Source organism: Achromobacter sp. SD115 (assembly GCF_017355315.1).
Taxonomy (GTDB): domain Bacteria; phylum Pseudomonadota; class Gammaproteobacteria; order Burkholderiales; family Burkholderiaceae_B; genus Achromobacter; species Achromobacter xylosoxidans_B.
Genome location: NZ_JADIJM010000001.1, coordinates 480,157 through 495,469, shown reverse-complemented (window position 1 = coordinate 495,469; position 15,313 = coordinate 480,157). Strand labels below are relative to the sequence as shown.

Here is a 15,313-nt window from a genome sequence, read left to right as displayed (position 1 = left end):
GCGCCGCGGCTTCCGCCCACGAACAAGGAATAGTAGATGTCCGAGCAAGCACCCGGATCCGGTGAAGAGAAGTTTGCCTCACCCGCGATCTCGCGCAAGGAGAAGAGCCGGATTTCATGGATCTGGCTGGTGCCCATCGTGGCGGCCCTGATGGGCCTGTCGCTGGTCGTGCGGACCTGGATGCAGGCGGGGCCTGACATCTCCATTTCATTCAACACGGCCGAAGGGCTGGAAGTCGGCAAGACCCAGCTGCGCTACAAGGACGTGAACATCGGCACGGTGCGGTCCATCGGCTTCAACGAAGACCGTACCAAAGTGGTGGTGCAGGCCGAACTGTCCAAGGATGTCTCGGACCTGGCGCGCGAAGGCACCAACTTCTGGGTGGTACGCCCGCGCCTGGACGTGAGCGGCGTGTCCGGCCTGGGGACGCTGCTGTCTGGCGCCTATATCGGCGTGGACGCGGTCGAAGGCAAGGACAGTTCCAAGAAGGCCACCAAGCTGCAGTTCGAGGGCCTGGAAGTCCCGCCAGCGGTCACGCACGACCGTGCCGGCAAGCGCTTCAAGCTCAAGGCGTCCGATCTGGGGTCCCTGGACATCGGCTCGCCCGTGTATTTCCGCCGCATCAACGTCGGCCGCGTGATCGGCTACGCGCTCGATGAGACCGGCAAGGCCGTGAACGTCGAGGTGTTCGTGGACGCGCCCAACGACAAGTTCGTGACCCAGGGCACGCGCTTCTGGAACGCCAGCGGCGTGGATTTCAGCGTCAATGCCGATGGCCTCAAGGTACGCACGCAATCGCTGGTATCGATGGCGGTGGGCGGCGTCGCGTTCGAACCGGTCATCAGCGCGCGCGACGCCGGCAAGCCGGCGCAAGCGGATGCCCAGTTCGACCTGTACCCGACCGAGACGGCCGCCAAGGCCAATCCGGATGGCGAGGCTTTCCCGATCCGGATGCGTTTCGACCAGTCGATCCGCGGCCTGACGGTGGGCGCGCCGATCGACTTCAGCGGCATCACGCTGGGCAACGTGACGCAGATCAACATGGATTTCGATCCGATCGCCAAGCGCTTCTACTCGCTGGTGGATGCCACCCTGTATCCGGAGCGCCTGGGCCGCGTGTTCGACGAAGTGCGCGAGCGCGCCTTGAAGGACGGCGACGCCGCGGGCAACCGCTTGCTGGGCGGCATGATCAAGCATGGCCTGCGCGCGCAGTTGCGCACCGCCAATCTGCTGACCGGCCAGCTGTACGTGGCGCTGGACGACTTCCCGAACGCCAAGCCGGTCGAATTCAAGCTGTCGGACCCGGCCATGATCCCGACGGTGCCTGGCAACCTGGATCAGCTCCAGCAGCAGATCAGCAACATCGTTGCCAAGATCGAGAAGATCCCGTTCGACAAGATCGGCGAAGACTTGCGCACCACGCTGGCCAGCACCTCCAAGCTGATGAACCGCCTGGACAAGCAGGTCGCGCCCGAAGCGCAGAACATGCTCAAGCAGGCCAAGGAATCCATGGCGCAGGTCAACGCGTTGCTGGCCTCCGACGCTTCCTTGCCGGTCAATACGGAAAAGGCGATGCAGGAATTGAGCCGCGCGGCTCGTTCGCTGCGCGCCCTGGCCGACTTCCTGCAAGCCAATCCCGAGGCCTTGTTGCGCGGCCGCGGCCCAGACCCGATCCCCGGCGCCGGTCCTGTCAGGAACTGAAACCCATGAATAGACGCCCATTCTCCCGCGCCGGCCAGGCGCACTCCAGTTCCGGGCAGCCCCGGTCCGCAGGCAGGTTGACGCCGCGTTTGCGTCCGGTCCTGTCATTGCTGGCATTGACGGCCGCGCTGGCCGGCTGCGGTTCCTCGGCGCCCGTGCAGTACCACACCTTGCAGGTGCCGGCAGCGCAGGCCCCGGGGGCTGGGGTGGCGCCGGCCAACTTCTTGATCGAAGTGCAGCCGGTCAACATTTCGACGCAGGCGGATCAGCCGCAACTGATGGTCCGCACCGGCGAGGGCAGCCTGGCCGCGCTCTACTCCGAGCGCTGGAGCTCGCCGTTGGGCGACGAACTGCGGGGTGCGCTGTCGGACGCGCTGAAGCGCGAGCTTGGCGCGCTGGACGTGCAGCTGGTCAAGCCGGGGCTGGGCGCCGCGGTCTGGCGCGTGCAGACCGATGTGCAGCGCTTCGAGCTGGAATCGGGCCGCATGGCCCAACTGGATGCGACCTGGCGCGTGCGGCCGGTCAATATGAAGGGTTCCGGCCTGCTGTGCCGCAGCGTGGTCACGGAACCGGTGACGGAAGAGGGCGTGCCCGCGCTGATCGCCGCGCAGCAGCGCGCCGTGGTCAGCCTGGCCAGCGCCATGGCCTCGGCCATCCGCGGCCAAACCCCGGCGGGATCGGCTTCGGTCCAGATGCTGGGTTGCGCGGCGCTCAAGGACTGAGGGCCGCGCGCGGGAAAAGGGGCTGGCGCGAGGACTGCAGGCGCCAGCCAAAAATCCCGCTTTATCTCAATCGGTTAACCTAGGGTTAACCATAGTGCAAACCAAGTTGCAACCTGTCTAGCATACGGTCCTACCCATACCGGGTCCCGCTAGGGCCCGGTATCACCTTTGCCATGCGACAGGAAGCAATCTCTTATGGCCAGCACGACCCTAGGCGTTAAAGTCGACGACGCGCTCCGCGACCGGCTGAAGGCCGCCGCGCAAAAACTCAACTGCACGCCGCACTGGCTGCACAAGCAGGCGATTCTCTCCTACCTGGACAAGATCGAGCGCGGCCACCTGCCCGCCGAGATGTCCCACCTGGGCATGGACGCAGGCGGCGAGGACGAAGCGGGCGAGGGCCATGCGGCGCCCACGCCGCCGTTCTACGAATTCGGCCAGGACGTGCAACCGCAGTCGGTGCTGCGCGCGGCCATCACCGCCGCCTACCGGCGTCCCGAGCCTGAGTGCGTGCCGCTGCTGCTAGGCCAGGCCCGCATGCCCAATCTGGAAAAGATCCATGCCATGGCCGCCGACCTGGTCAAGAAGCTGCGCGGCAAGCGCAGCGGCGGCGGGGTGGAAGGGCTGATCCAGGAGTTTTCGCTGTCCAGCCAGGAAGGCGTGGCGCTGATGTGCCTGGCCGAAGCGCTGCTGCGCATTCCCGACCGCGCCACGCGCGACGCGCTGATCCGCGACAAGGTTGCCCGCGGCGACTGGAAGTCGCACATGGGCGGCTCGCAATCGCTGTTCGTCAACGCCGCCACCTGGGGGCTGATGATCACCGGCAAGCTGGTGGCCGTGAGCAGCGAACAGTCGCTGTCCAAGGCGCTGACCCGCCTGATCGGCAAGGGCGGCGAACCGCTGGTGCGCAAGGGCGTGAACATGGCCATGCGCATGATGGGCGAGCAGTTCGTGTCGGGCCAGACCATCTCCGAAGCGCTGGCCAACAACCGCAAGATGGAAGCCCGCGGCTTCCGCTATTCCTACGACATGCTGGGCGAGGCCGCCACCACGGCCGAGGATGCCGACCGTTATTACGCCTCGTACGAACAGGCCATCCATGCCATCGGCAAGGCTGCCGCCGGTCGCGGCATCTATGAAGGTCCGGGCATCTCGATCAAGCTGTCGGCGCTGCACCCGCGTTACTCGCGCGGCCAGCGCGAACGCGTGATGGCCGAACTGCTGCCGCGCGTGAAGGCGCTGACCGTGCTGGCGCGCAGCTACGACATCGGCCTGAACATCGACGCCGAAGAAGCCGACCGCTTGGAAATCTCGCTGGACCTGCTGGAGGCGCTCTGTTTCGAGCCCGAGCTGGACGGCTGGAACGGCATCGGGTTTGTCATCCAGGCCTACCAGAAGCGGGCGCCCTTCGTGATCGACTACGTGATCGACCTGGCCCGCCGCAGCCGCCACCGCGTGATGGTGCGCCTGGTCAAGGGCGCCTACTGGGACAGCGAGATCAAGCGCGCCCAAGTCGACGGCCTGGAAGGCTATCCGGTCTATACCCGCAAGCTGTACACGGACGTGGCTTACCTGGCCTGCGCCCGCAAGCTGCTGGGCGCGCCCGAGGCGGTGTATCCGCAATTCGCCACGCACAACGCCTACACGCTGGCCGCGGTCTATCAACTGGCCGGGCAGAATTACTACCCGGGCCAGTACGAGTTCCAGTGCCTGCACGGCATGGGCGAGCCGCTGTACGACGAAGTCGTGGGGCCGCTGTCCCAAGGCAAGCTGAACCGTCCCTGCCGTATCTACGCGCCGGTCGGCACCCATGAAACCTTGCTGGCCTACCTGGTGCGGCGCCTGCTGGAAAACGGCGCCAACACCTCGTTCGTGAACCTGATCGGCGACGAGAGCATTCCGGTCGAGCACCTGCTGGCCGACCCCGTTGAGGCCGCCGCGCGCATCGTGCCGCTGGGCGCGCCGCACGAGAAGATCCCGCTGCCGCGCGAACTCTATGGCGATCTGCAAGAGGGCGCCCGCGCCAACTCGGCCGGCCTGGACCTGAGCAACGAGCATCGCCTGGGTTCGCTGTCCGCGGCCCTGCTGGCCAGCGCCGGCATGCCTTGGCGCGCCGGGCCCATGCTGGGCGAAGGCGACGAAGCCTGGGATGCTTCCCGCGCCATGGAAGTCCGCAACCCGGCCAATCTGCGCGACGTGGTGGGCCATGTGGTCGAGGCGCAGACGGACGAGGCCGAGGCCGCGCTGCGCGCCGCCGCCAACGCCGCTCCGATCTGGCAATCCACGCCGGTGGCGGAGCGCGCCCAGTGTCTGCGCCGCGCCGCGCAACTGCTGGAAGAGCAGATGCAGACCTTGCTCGGCCTGATCGTGCGCGAGGCCGGCAAGTCGCTGCCCAACGCCATCGCCGAAGTGCGCGAGGCGGTTGACTTCCTGCGCTACTACGCGGACCAGGCCGAAACCGAATTCAGCAACGACACGCACCGCCCGCTGGGCACCGTGCTGTGCATCAGCCCGTGGAATTTCCCGCTGGCCATCTTCACCGGCCAGATCGCGGCGGCGCTGGCCGCCGGCAACACGGTGTTGGCCAAGCCGGCCGAACAGACGCCGCTGATTGCCGCGCAAGCCGTGGCCATCCTGCGAGCGGCAGGCGTGCCCGCAGGCGCCGTGCAGCTGCTGCCGGGCCGCGGCGAAACCGTGGGCGCCCAGCTGGTTGCCAGCCCGGGCGTGCGCGGTGTGATGTTCACCGGCTCCACCGACGTCGCGCGCGTCATCGCACGCACGCTGGCGGACCGCCTGGACGACCACGGCCACACCATTCCGCTGATCGCCGAAACCGGCGGCCAGAACGCCATGGTGGTGGATTCCTCGGCGCTGTCCGAGCAGGTCGTGTTCGACGTGCTGACTTCGGCCTTCGATTCGGCCGGCCAGCGCTGTTCAGCGCTGCGCGTGCTGTGCGTGCAGGAAGACAATGCCGAGCATGTGCTGACCATGCTGCGCGGCGCGATGCGCGAACTGAGCGTGGGCAATCCCGACCGCTTGTCGGTAGACGTGGGTCCCGTGATCGACACCGAAGCGCGCAACGGCATCCAGCGGCACATCGAGACGATGCGCACCGCGGGCCATCGCGTGGACCAGGTGGAGCTCAACGGCGAATGCCGCCACGGCACCTTCGTGCCGCCCACCATCATCGAAATCGACAACGTCAGCGAACTGACGCGCGAAGTGTTCGGCCCGGTGCTGCACGTGGTGCGCTACCGGCGCGACGAACTGGACGCCTTGCTGGACGCCATCAATGGCACCGGCTATGGCCTGACCTTCGGCGTGCATACCCGCATCGACGAAACCATTGCGCACGTGACCGGCCAGGTCCATGCGGGCAACGTCTACGTCAACCGCAATATCGTGGGCGCGGTGGTGGGCGTGCAGCCCTTCGGCGGCGAATGCCTGTCCGGCACCGGTCCCAAGGCCGGCGGCCCGCTCTACATGTACCGCCTGCTGGGCACGCGTCCGGCAGGCTTGCCGCCGGCGCTGGACGCGGCGGCGCCGCTGCCGCAGCGCATTGCGCTGCCGGGGCCGACCGGCGAGACCAACACTTATATGGTCGAACCGCGCGGTGCGGTCTATTGCGTGGCTGCCACCGAGGCCGGCGCGCGGGCGCAGTGGTCGGTCGCCAAGCTGACCGGCAACCATGCCTGGTTCGCGGACACGCCCGCGGCGCAGGCGCTGCTGGCGTCGCTGGACGCCAGCCAGCAGGAGCAGGCGGGCATCCTGGCCGACGACGAGGTCGACCAGGCGGATTACCAGGCCGTGCTGTTCGAAGGCGATGGCGACGCGCTGCAGGCGCTGAACCAGCGCATCGCCCAGCGCCCGGGCGCCATCCTGTCGGTACATGGTCTGACTTCCGACGCGATCGCGGCCGGTGCCGGCTATGTGCCGGAGCGGCTGTTGACGGAGCGTTCGATCAGCGTCAACACGGCGGCCGCGGGAGGCAACGCCAGCCTCATGACCATCGGTTGAGGCCGCTACAGGGCAACCCGTGGGTATCCAAGGGTTATCTCCAATATCGGCCAAGGTTGCACTGGAAGCAAAATCCGGTCGCACCTCAAATTCGGAAGTCGCAACCCGGCTTCCGGATTTTGCAGAACCTGCATGCGCAAGCTCCCGCTACATCGGGCTTGCAGTAGTGAAAAACCAAAGGCCTGGCTAAAAGCTCAGGTATAACAAGGTCTTAAGTCCGACACTCGGAGGATACCCATGAAGTTCCGCACCACTTTGAAGCTTCTCGCCGCCAGCATCGCCGCCGCCGGCATGGCCGCCTCCGCGCAGGCCGCCGACGTCAAGTTCGGTTTTGCCGCACCGCTCACCGGTCCGCAGTCGCACTATGGCGAGGACATGCAGAACGGCCTGAACCTGGCCCTGGAAGAAGCCAACAAGAAGGGCATCAAGGTCGACGGCGAAACCGCCAAGTTCGTGCTGGTGTCGCGCGACGACCAGGCCGATCCCCGCGTCGGCGTGCAGGTCGCCCAGCAACTGGTTGACCAGGACGTGGTCGGCATCCTGGGCCACTTCAATTCGGGTACGACCATCCCCGCTTCGCGCGTCTACCATGAAGCCGGTCTGCCCCAGATCGCCATGGCCACGTCGCCCGAATACACCAAGCAAGGCTACGAAACCACCTTCCGCATGATGACCAGCGACACCCAGCAGGGCGCCGCGGTCGGCAAGTTCATGGTGGAAAGCCTGAAGGCCAAGAAGGTCGCGATCATCGACGACCGCACCGCCTACGGCCAGGGCCTGGCCGACGAGGTCGAGAAGGCCGTCAAGGCCGCCGGCGGCCAGGTCGTGCGCCGCGAATACACCACCGACAAGGCCAACGACTTCACCGCCATCCTGACCAACATCAAGGGCTCCGCGCCCGACGCCATTTTCTATGGCGGCCTGGACGCGCAATCCGGTCCCATGAAGCGCCAGCTGGCGACGCTGGGCCTGAAGGCGCCGCTGGTCTCGGGCGAAATGACCCGCAGCGACACCTTCATCAAGCTGGCTGGCGACGCCGCCGACGGCACCTACGCCTCGCTGGCCGGCGTGCCGCTGGACAAGATGGCGGCAGGCAAGGACTTCGAGCAGCGCTACCAGGCGCGTTTCAAGAAGGCCCCCGGCGTCTATGCTCCCTACGCCTATGACGGCGCCTGGAACATGATCGCCGCCATCGAGCAGGCCGGCTCGGCCAAGCCCGAGAAGTACCTGCCGGCCCTGGCCAAGCTGAATCGCAAGGGCGCAACCAGCGAGCACATTTCCTACGACGCCAAGGGCGACCTGAAGGAAATCTCGGTCACCATCTACGAAGTCAAGAACGGCAAGTGGGAGATGGTTGAAACGATGGTCAGCCAGGCCAACTAAGGCGGCTAGACCGGAGCGGGGAGACGGCGCAGCCGCTTCCCGCCCACATCGCAGCGTGCGCGCCGCCCGGCGCGCGCCATGCGCGGCGCCGTGGCAGGCCCCGAGGGCCGCCACCGCGCGATCCGCGCGATTTTTCCAGGCTTATTTCCGCGGCCCCTATGGATATCTTCATTCAACAACTGATTAACGGCGTCACGCTAGGTAGCGTGTACGCCCTGGTCGCCCTGGGCTACACCATGGTCTACGGCATCATCGGGCTGATCAACTTCGCCCATGGCGACGTCGTCATGATAGGCGCGATGGCGGCGACCACCATCGCCATCTCGCTGGTGGGCGGCGACCCTTCGACCTCGGCCTTCGTGGTGCTGGGCGTCGGCTTGCTGGTGTCCGTGCCGCTGTGCATGGCCGTGGGCTGGACCGCCGAGCGCGTCGCCTACCGGCCGCTGCGCCGCGCGCCGCGCCTGGCTGCCCTGATCACCGCCATCGGCGTGTCCATCATTTTGCAGAACGTGGCCATGATGGGCTGGGGCCGCAACTACCTGAACTTCCCGCAGGTGCTGTCGCCGCAGGTGTTCGAGATTGCAGGCGCGCGCATGAGTTCGCTGCAGATCGCCATCGTGGTGATCGCGGCGCTGATCATGGGTGGGCTGCTGGCGGTGGTGCACAAGACCCGCCTGGGCACGGCGATGCGCGCCACCGCGCAGAACCGCGAAGTGGCCGGGCTGATGGGCGTGAACATCAACACCGTGATTTCGGCGGCGTTCCTGATCGGTTCGGCGCTGGCCGCCGTGGCTGGCATGATGGTCGCCACCTACTACGGCGTGTCGCAATACACCATGGGCTTCATGCTGGGCCTGAAGGCCTTCACGGCCGCTGTGCTGGGCGGCATCGGCAACCTGGTCGGCGCCATGGCGGGCGGCCTGCTGCTGGGCATCATCGAATCGCTGGGCGCGGGCTATATCGGCGACCTGACTGGCGGCTTCCTCGGCAGCCACTACCAGGACGTGTTCGCGTTCTTCGTGTTGGTGCTGGTGCTGATCTTCCGTCCGTCCGGCCTGCTGGGCGAACGCGTGGGAGACCGGGCATGAGCGCAAACCTGAAAAGCAGCGGGTTCTCCACCCGCAACCTGATCGGCATCGCGCTGATCGGCGTGGTGCTGGCGGTGCTGCCCTTCGTGATCGGCATGGCCGGCCAGAGCTGGGTGCGCATCCTGAACTTCGCCCTGCTGTACGTGATGCTGTCGCTGGGTCTGAACATCGTGGTGGGCTTCGCGGGGCTGCTGGACCTGGGCTATATCGCGTTCTACGCGGTGGGCGCCTATACCTGGGCGCTGCTGGCTTCGCCGCACTTCGGCCTGCACCTGCCGTTCTGGGCCATCCTGCCGATCGCGCTGGCGGTGGCCTGCCTGTTCGGCGTGTTGCTGGGGGCGCCCACGCTCAAGCTTCGAGGGGACTATCTGGCCATCGTCACCCTGGGTTTCGGGGAAATCATCCGCATCTTCCTGAACAACCTGAACGCGCCGGTCAACATCACCAACGGGCCGCAGGGCATCAATCGCATCGATACCTTCAAGGTGGGCGAGTTCGCCTTCGGCCGCACGGAAAGCCTGTTGGGCCTGCGCGTGACCGGGCCGGAAAAGTACTACTACCTGCTGCTGGCGATCACGCTGATCATCGTGGTGGTCTGCGTGCGCCTGCAGAATTCGCGCATCGGCCGCGCCTGGGAAGCGATCCGCGAAGACGAGATCGCGGCCAAGGCCATGGGCATCAATACCCGCAACATCAAGCTGCTGGCGTTCGCCATGGGCGCGTCGTTCGGCGGCGTGGCGGGCGCCTTGTTCGCGTCGATGCAGGGCTTCGTCAGCCCCGAGAGCTTCTCGCTGATGGAATCCATCTCGATCCTGTGCATGGTGGTGCTGGGCGGCATGGGCCACATTCCGGGCGTGATCCTGGGGGCGCTGATCCTGGCCGCGTTGCCGGAATTCCTGCGCGCCGTGGTCGAACCGGTGCAGCACATGCTGTTCGGCGCCGTGGTGCTGGACCCCGAAGGCATACGCATGCTGCTGTTTGGCCTGGCCATGGTGTGCGTGATGCTGTTCCGTCCGGCCGGCCTGTGGCCGTCGGCGGTGCGCAAGCGTGAACTGGCGACCAAGACCCAGGGAGGCGCGGCATGAGCAAACTGCTGCAAGCCCAGGGACTGGGCAAGCGCTTCGGCGGCCTGCAGGCGCTGTCGGACGTCAGCTTCGATATCGAACAGGGCGAGATCTACGGCCTGATCGGCCCGAACGGCGCGGGCAAGACCACGCTGTTCAATGTGCTGACCGGCCTATACATCCCGGAAGAGGGCAGCTGCACCTTCAATGGCGAGTCCATGTCTGGCAAGAAGCCGCATGAAGTCGCCTTTGCCGGACTGGCGCGCACCTTCCAGAACATCCGTCTGTTCGCCAACCTGAGCGCGATCGAGAACGTGATGATCGGCCGCCACATGCGCACCAAGTCCGGCGTGTTCGGCGCCGTGCTGCGCACGCGAGGCACGCGCGCCGAAGAGGCCGCGACGGAAGCGCGGGCGCAGGAATTGCTGGACTACGTCGGCATCGGCCACCGCGCCAACGACGTCGCCCGCTCGCTGCCTTACGGCGACCAGCGGCGCCTGGAGATCGCGCGGGCCCTGGCCACCGATCCCAAGCTGCTGGCGCTGGACGAACCGGCGGCCGGCATGAACGCGTCGGAAACCGTGGTGCTGCGCAAGCTGGTCGAAAAGATCCGCACCGACGGCGTCACCGTGCTGCTGATCGAGCACGACATGAAGCTGGTCATGGGCCTGTGCGACCGCGTGCTGGTGCTGGAATACGGCAAGGTGCTGGCCATGGGCAAACCCGCCCAGGTGCAGCGCGACCCCAAGGTCATTGAAGCGTATCTGGGCGCCGGCGCCGCGCAGGATCCGCAGATTCATCAGGAGCGCCCGGCATGACGGCAGTATCCCAACCCCTACTGGAATTGCGGGGCCTGCAGGTTTCCTATGGCGGCATCCGCGCCGTGCGCGGCATCGATCTGCGCGTGGACGAAGGCGAGCTGGTCTGCCTGATCGGCGCGAACGGCGCCGGCAAGAGCACCACGCTGCGCGCCATCTGCGGACTGGTGCCGCTGGCGGGCGGTGAAGTGGTCTACGGCGGCCAGTCCGTCGGCGGTCAGAAGTCGCATGAGCTGGTGCGCCGCGGCCTGGTCATGGTGCCGGAAGGACGGGGCATCTTCGGCCAGCTCACGATCGAGGAAAACCTGGCGATGGGGGCCTACATCCGCCGCGACGCGGCCCAGATCCGCCAAGACACCGACCGCGTTTTCACCTTGTTCCCGCGCCTGGCCGAGCGTCGCAAGCAGGCGGCCGGCACCTTGTCGGGCGGTGAACAGCAAATGGTGGCGATGGGCCGCGCCATGATCGCGCGTCCCAAGCTGCTGCTGCTGGACGAGCCCTCGATGGGCTTGGCGCCGCTGATGGTGGAGAAGGTCTTCGAGGTGGTGCGCACCATCGCCAGCGAAGGCGTCACCATTCTGCTGATCGAGCAGAACGCGCGCCTGGCGCTGGAAAACAGCCATCGCGGCTACGTGATGGAATCGGGCGAGATCATCCTGTCCGGTCCCGCTGGCGACATGCTGCACGATCCCAAAGTGCGCGCGGCTTATCTGGGCGAGTCTGAGTAGGGCGTGGCCGGATCTTGGGTGCGAGGGCTTTGAGCTTGCGGATGTCAGGGTTCTTTAGTCGCCGAGGCTGCCCTGCGCCATTCCGATGCTCGCCCCGCTGGGGCTGCGCTTCGGATGGCTCCGGGGTCCTCGGCTGGCAGTCGCCTGATGCGGTGGTTTCGGACCCCGTTCATGGGCAGATGCCTTGAGCCGGTGGCCGGGCGGAGGGATCCGAAGCGCAGCCCCACCGGGGCGAGCATCGGAATCCCGCAGTCCGGACACCGGCGACTCAAGAACCCTGCCTCACAAAACCGAAGTGCGGGGCGGTAGGGCTCACAGCTTGCGGATGTCAGGGTTCTTTAGCCGCCGAGGCTGCCCTGCGCCATTCCGATGCTCGCCCCGGTGGGGCTGCGCTTCGGATGGCTCCGGGGTCCTCGGCTGGCAGTCGCCTAATGCGTTGGTTTTGGACCCCGTGCATGGGCAGATGCCTTGAGCCGGTGGCCGGGCGGAGGGATCCGAAGCGCAGCCCCACCGGGGCGAGCATCGGAATCCCGCAGTCCGGACGCCGGCGACTCAAGAACCCCGCCTCACAAAACCGACCGTCAGCAAGTCGCCAAAAATGCCCTAAACCGATGCGCGTTCACGGTCCACGGCCGTGACCACGCCCGCCTCGATCAGTGCGTCGATTTCCTGCTGGCCATAGCCGAACTCTCCCAGGATCGCGATGGTGTCTTCGCCCAGCCTGGGCGCCGCGCGGTGGTATTGCGCGGGCGTGGCCGACAGCTTTACGGGCATCCCTACGGTGCGCACCTTGCCGGCCACCGGGTGATCCTGTTCCACCACCATGCCGCGCGCCAGCGTTTGCGGATGCGACAACGCCTGCGCGATCGAATGCACCGGCCCGGCGGGCACGCCGGCCTTGTCGAAAACGTCCAGCCATTCCTGCGCGCTGCGGCTCTTCAGGATGGCGGACATTTCTTCCACCAGCTGATCGCGGTTCTGCATGCGGTCGCGGTTGCGCGCGTAGCGCGGATCTTCGGCCCATTCCGGCTTGCCCAGCGCCTGGGTGATGCGCTGCCAGTTCTTCTCGTTGGCGCCGCCGATGATGATCCAGTCGGTCGCGGTGGGAAAGGCCTGGTAGGGCGCGCTCAGCACGTGCGCCGATCCCGTGGGGCCGGGCGAGACGCCGCTGCCGAAATAGATCGCGGCATGCCAGTACAGCTGCTGCAGGCTGGCTTCCAGCAATGACGTTTCCACGATCTGGCCTTCGCCGGTGCGCTGCTTGTGCTGATAGGCCGCCAGCACGCCGAAGGCCGCCAGCAGGCCGGCGTTGATGTCTGCGACCGAATTGCCGGTACGCAGCGGCGGCCCGCCGGGTTCGCCGGTGATTGCCATCAGGCCGGAGAAGCCCTGCGCCACCAGGTCGAAACCGCCCTTGTCGGCATAGGGGCCCGTGGTGCCGTAGCCCGACACCGCGCAATAGATCAGGCCCGGATTCTCCTGGCGCAGCCGTTCGTAGCCCAGGCCCAGTTTTTCCATCGTGCCCTTGCGGAAGTTCTCGGTCACCACGTCGGCCTCGCGGATCATGCGCAGCAGGACCTTCTTGCCTTCGGGGTGCTTCAGGTCCAACGCGATGGCGCGCTTGTTGCGGTTGAGCATGAGGTAGGGCGCCGAGATGCCGTTGATCTGCGGGTCGCGGTACTGGCGCGAATCGTCGCCGCCGTCGATCTTTTCAACCTTGATGACGTCGGCGCCCATGTCGGCCAGCATCATGCCGCAGGTCGGGCCGGCCATGATCTGCGACAGCTCGATCACGCGCATGCCAGCGAGCGCGCCGGCCGGGCGCGGGGTGTCGCGCGGGGTGTCGTTATGCATGAGTCCTCCTTGCGCTGCGTTCAGCGGGCATTGAATTGCGGCTTGGCCTTGGCCAGAAAGGCCTGGTAGCCCGTGCGGAAATCCTCGGTGTCGAAGCAGTCGAAGGCTTCGTCGCGGTCGGCGTCGGTCAGTGCGCGGCCATCCACCAGGTTGCGGATGAATTTCTTGTGCCAGCGCGCCACCAGCGGCGCGCCGTCGGCGATGCGGCGCGCGGCGGCCTGGGCTTCCGCGGCGACCTGGTCATCGGGCGTCACGCGCGTGACCACGCCCAGGCGCAGCGCTTCCTGCGCGTCGAAGATGGTGCCTTCCAGCAGCACCTGCAGCGCCGCGGACGGGCCGACCAGGCGCACCAGCGGCGCCAGTTCCGAATACGACATCACCAGCCCGAGGTTCTTGATCGGCACGCCGAAGCGCGAGCTCGCGCCGCAGATGCGGATGTCGGCCAGGCTGGCGATCTCCATGCCCCCGCCCACGCAGATGCCGTGTATTTGCGCCACCACGGGATGGCGGCAGTTGCCGATGGCTTCTATGGTCCGGCGCATGACCGCGCCGTACTCGATGGCCTGGCGCTTGTTGCTGCGGGCGGTCTCGAATTCGCTGATGTCGTTGCCGGGGGAGAAGGCTTTTTCGCCCGCGCCGCGCAGCAGCACGCAGCGCACGCTGTCGTCGGCGTCCAGCTCCAGGAAGGTGTCGCCCAGCAGCCGCCAGCTGTCTATGGTGAAGGCGTTGAGCTTTTCCGGGCGGTTCAGCACCACGGTCACGATGTCGCCGTCGCGCTGGCGCAGGATGGGGGAGGAATCGGAAGTGGGGGTAGCGCTCATGGTGTTCCTTTGCTTGGGCGGGGGCGCACCCCCGCCGGGTTGCTGCGGGGTTACTGCTTGGTCAAGCCCAGGCTGGCGGTGAGCTTGCCGTACTTGCTCCATTCATCCTGCACGTAGCTGGCGAAGGCCGCGGGATTGTTGGGGCCGCCGCCCAGTTCCATGCCCTGGTCGGCCAGCTTGGCCTTGATCTCGGGATCGGCCAGGGTCTGGCTCAGGGCCTGGTCGAGTTTCTCCAGGACCGGCTTGGGCAGCTTGGCCGGGGCCAGCACCGCGTACCACTGCACCACGTCCAGGCCCTTGATGCCGGACTCCGCCAGCGTGGGCACGTCGGGCAGGCGCTTGCTGCGTTCCGTGCTGGTCACGGCCAGCGGACGCAGCTTGCCGGCCTGGATCTGGTTGATGGCGCCGGGCAAGGTATCGAAGTTCATGTCCACGCTGCCGCCCAGCAGGTCGGTCATGGCCTGGCCGCTGCCCTTGTAGGGCACGTGCTCCATGCTCACACCGGCGATCTGCGAGAAGCGCGCGGCGCTCAGGTGCTGCGGGCTGCCCATGCCGGAAGAGGCGTAGGTCAGCTGCTTGGGTTTGGCGCGGGCGTCGTCCACCAGGTTCTGCACGCTGGCGTAGCTGTGCTTGGCCGGGTTGACCACCAGCACATTGGGCACCGAGCCGATGTAGCGCACCGGCGTGAAATCCTTGATCGGGTCGACGCTGGACTGCACCACGTAGGGCGCGGCGACGGTGGACTGCATATTGGCGAGCAGCAGGGTGTAGCCGTCCGGATCGGCCTTGGCCACGAAGTCGGCCGCGATCAGGCCGGATGCGCCGGGCTTGTTCTCGACCACGACCTGCTGGCCCAGCAGCGCGGACAGGCGCGCGGACAGGATGCGGGCCGACACGTCGGTGCCGCCGCCGGGCACGAAACCGACGATCAGGCGTACTGGCCGCTCCGGCCATTTGGATGCGTCCTGCGCCAGGGCGGGGCTGGCGGCGGCCAGGCTGGCGGTCAATGCCAGGGCGCCGGCCCGGGCGCGAGCGTGCTTGTGCATGTGGGTCTCCTTGGTGGTTGTAAGCCTGCCCGCGTGTTGCTTGATCTATGATGGGGTCAGGTTGGTATGCC

At 66.8% G+C, this 15,313-nt stretch carries 11 protein-coding genes; 8 read left to right on the top strand and 3 right to left on the bottom strand.

Annotated features, from left to right (window positions below; translation table 11 throughout):
* The first annotated feature begins 36 nt into the window (after positions 1-36).
* From IPU70_RS02280 to IPU70_RS02245, 8 genes are all read left to right on the top strand, one after another.
* The gene (locus IPU70_RS02280; protein ID WP_207464575.1) at positions 37-1,701 is read left to right on the top strand and encodes an intermembrane transport protein PqiB; all 1,665 of its coding nucleotides are present in this window, start codon (positions 37-39) and stop codon (positions 1,699-1,701) included.
* 5 nt (positions 1,702-1,706) lie between these two features.
* On the top strand, positions 1,707-2,423 hold the full coding sequence (locus tag IPU70_RS02275) for a membrane integrity-associated transporter subunit PqiC (RefSeq protein WP_242702256.1): 717 nt from the start codon (positions 1,707-1,709) through the stop codon (positions 2,421-2,423).
* Between the two features lie 195 nt (positions 2,424-2,618).
* The gene (gene putA / locus IPU70_RS02270; protein WP_207464573.1) at positions 2,619-6,440 is read left to right on the top strand and encodes a trifunctional transcriptional regulator/proline dehydrogenase/L-glutamate gamma-semialdehyde dehydrogenase; all 3,822 of its coding nucleotides are present in this window, start codon (positions 2,619-2,621) and stop codon (positions 6,438-6,440) included.
* 237 nt (positions 6,441-6,677) lie between these two features.
* Positions 6,678-7,823 (top strand): branched-chain amino acid ABC transporter substrate-binding protein, encoded by a 1,146-nt coding sequence (locus IPU70_RS02265; protein ID WP_013394755.1) that lies wholly within the window; start codon positions 6,678-6,680, stop codon positions 7,821-7,823.
* A 158-nt stretch (positions 7,824-7,981) separates the two neighbouring features.
* Complete coding sequence (locus IPU70_RS02260) at positions 7,982-8,911, top strand: branched-chain amino acid ABC transporter permease (RefSeq protein ID WP_013394754.1); 930 nt, start codon at positions 7,982-7,984, stop codon at positions 8,909-8,911.
* On the top strand, positions 8,908-9,996 hold the full coding sequence (locus IPU70_RS02255; RefSeq protein ID WP_013394753.1) for an ABC transporter ATP-binding protein: 1,089 nt from the start codon (positions 8,908-8,910) through the stop codon (positions 9,994-9,996). Before IPU70_RS02260 ends, IPU70_RS02255 begins: the two co-directional genes overlap by 4 nt.
* Positions 9,993-10,793 carry an ABC transporter ATP-binding protein gene (locus tag IPU70_RS02250; RefSeq protein ID WP_207464571.1) on the top strand — a complete coding sequence of 267 codons (801 nt, stop codon included), beginning with the start codon at positions 9,993-9,995 and terminating at the stop codon, positions 10,791-10,793. Before IPU70_RS02255 ends, IPU70_RS02250 begins: the two co-directional genes overlap by 4 nt.
* Entirely contained in the window at positions 10,790-11,521 is a 732-nt protein-coding gene (locus tag IPU70_RS02245; protein ID WP_207464570.1) for an ABC transporter ATP-binding protein, read from the top strand. Before IPU70_RS02250 ends, IPU70_RS02245 begins: the two co-directional genes overlap by 4 nt.
* A 603-nt stretch (positions 11,522-12,124) precedes the next feature.
* Here IPU70_RS02245 and IPU70_RS02240 read toward each other — a convergent pair.
* The 3 genes from IPU70_RS02240 to IPU70_RS02230 are packed head-to-tail and all read right to left on the bottom strand — an operon-like array spanning position 12,125 to position 15,242.
* Positions 12,125-13,375: a CaiB/BaiF CoA-transferase family protein gene (locus tag IPU70_RS02240; RefSeq protein WP_207464569.1), complete on the bottom strand. Its 1,251-nt coding sequence runs from the start codon at positions 13,373-13,375 to the stop codon at positions 12,125-12,127.
* A 20-nt stretch (positions 13,376-13,395) separates the two neighbouring features.
* Positions 13,396-14,196 carry an enoyl-CoA hydratase/isomerase family protein gene (locus IPU70_RS02235; protein ID WP_207464568.1) on the bottom strand — a complete coding sequence of 267 codons (801 nt, stop codon included), beginning with the start codon at positions 14,194-14,196 and terminating at the stop codon, positions 13,396-13,398.
* A 50-nt stretch (positions 14,197-14,246) separates the two neighbouring features.
* A complete protein-coding gene (locus tag IPU70_RS02230) occupies positions 14,247-15,242 on the bottom strand; it encodes a tripartite tricarboxylate transporter substrate binding protein (protein ID WP_207464567.1) in 996 nt (331 codons plus the stop codon).
* Positions 15,243-15,313 lie beyond the last annotated feature (71 nt).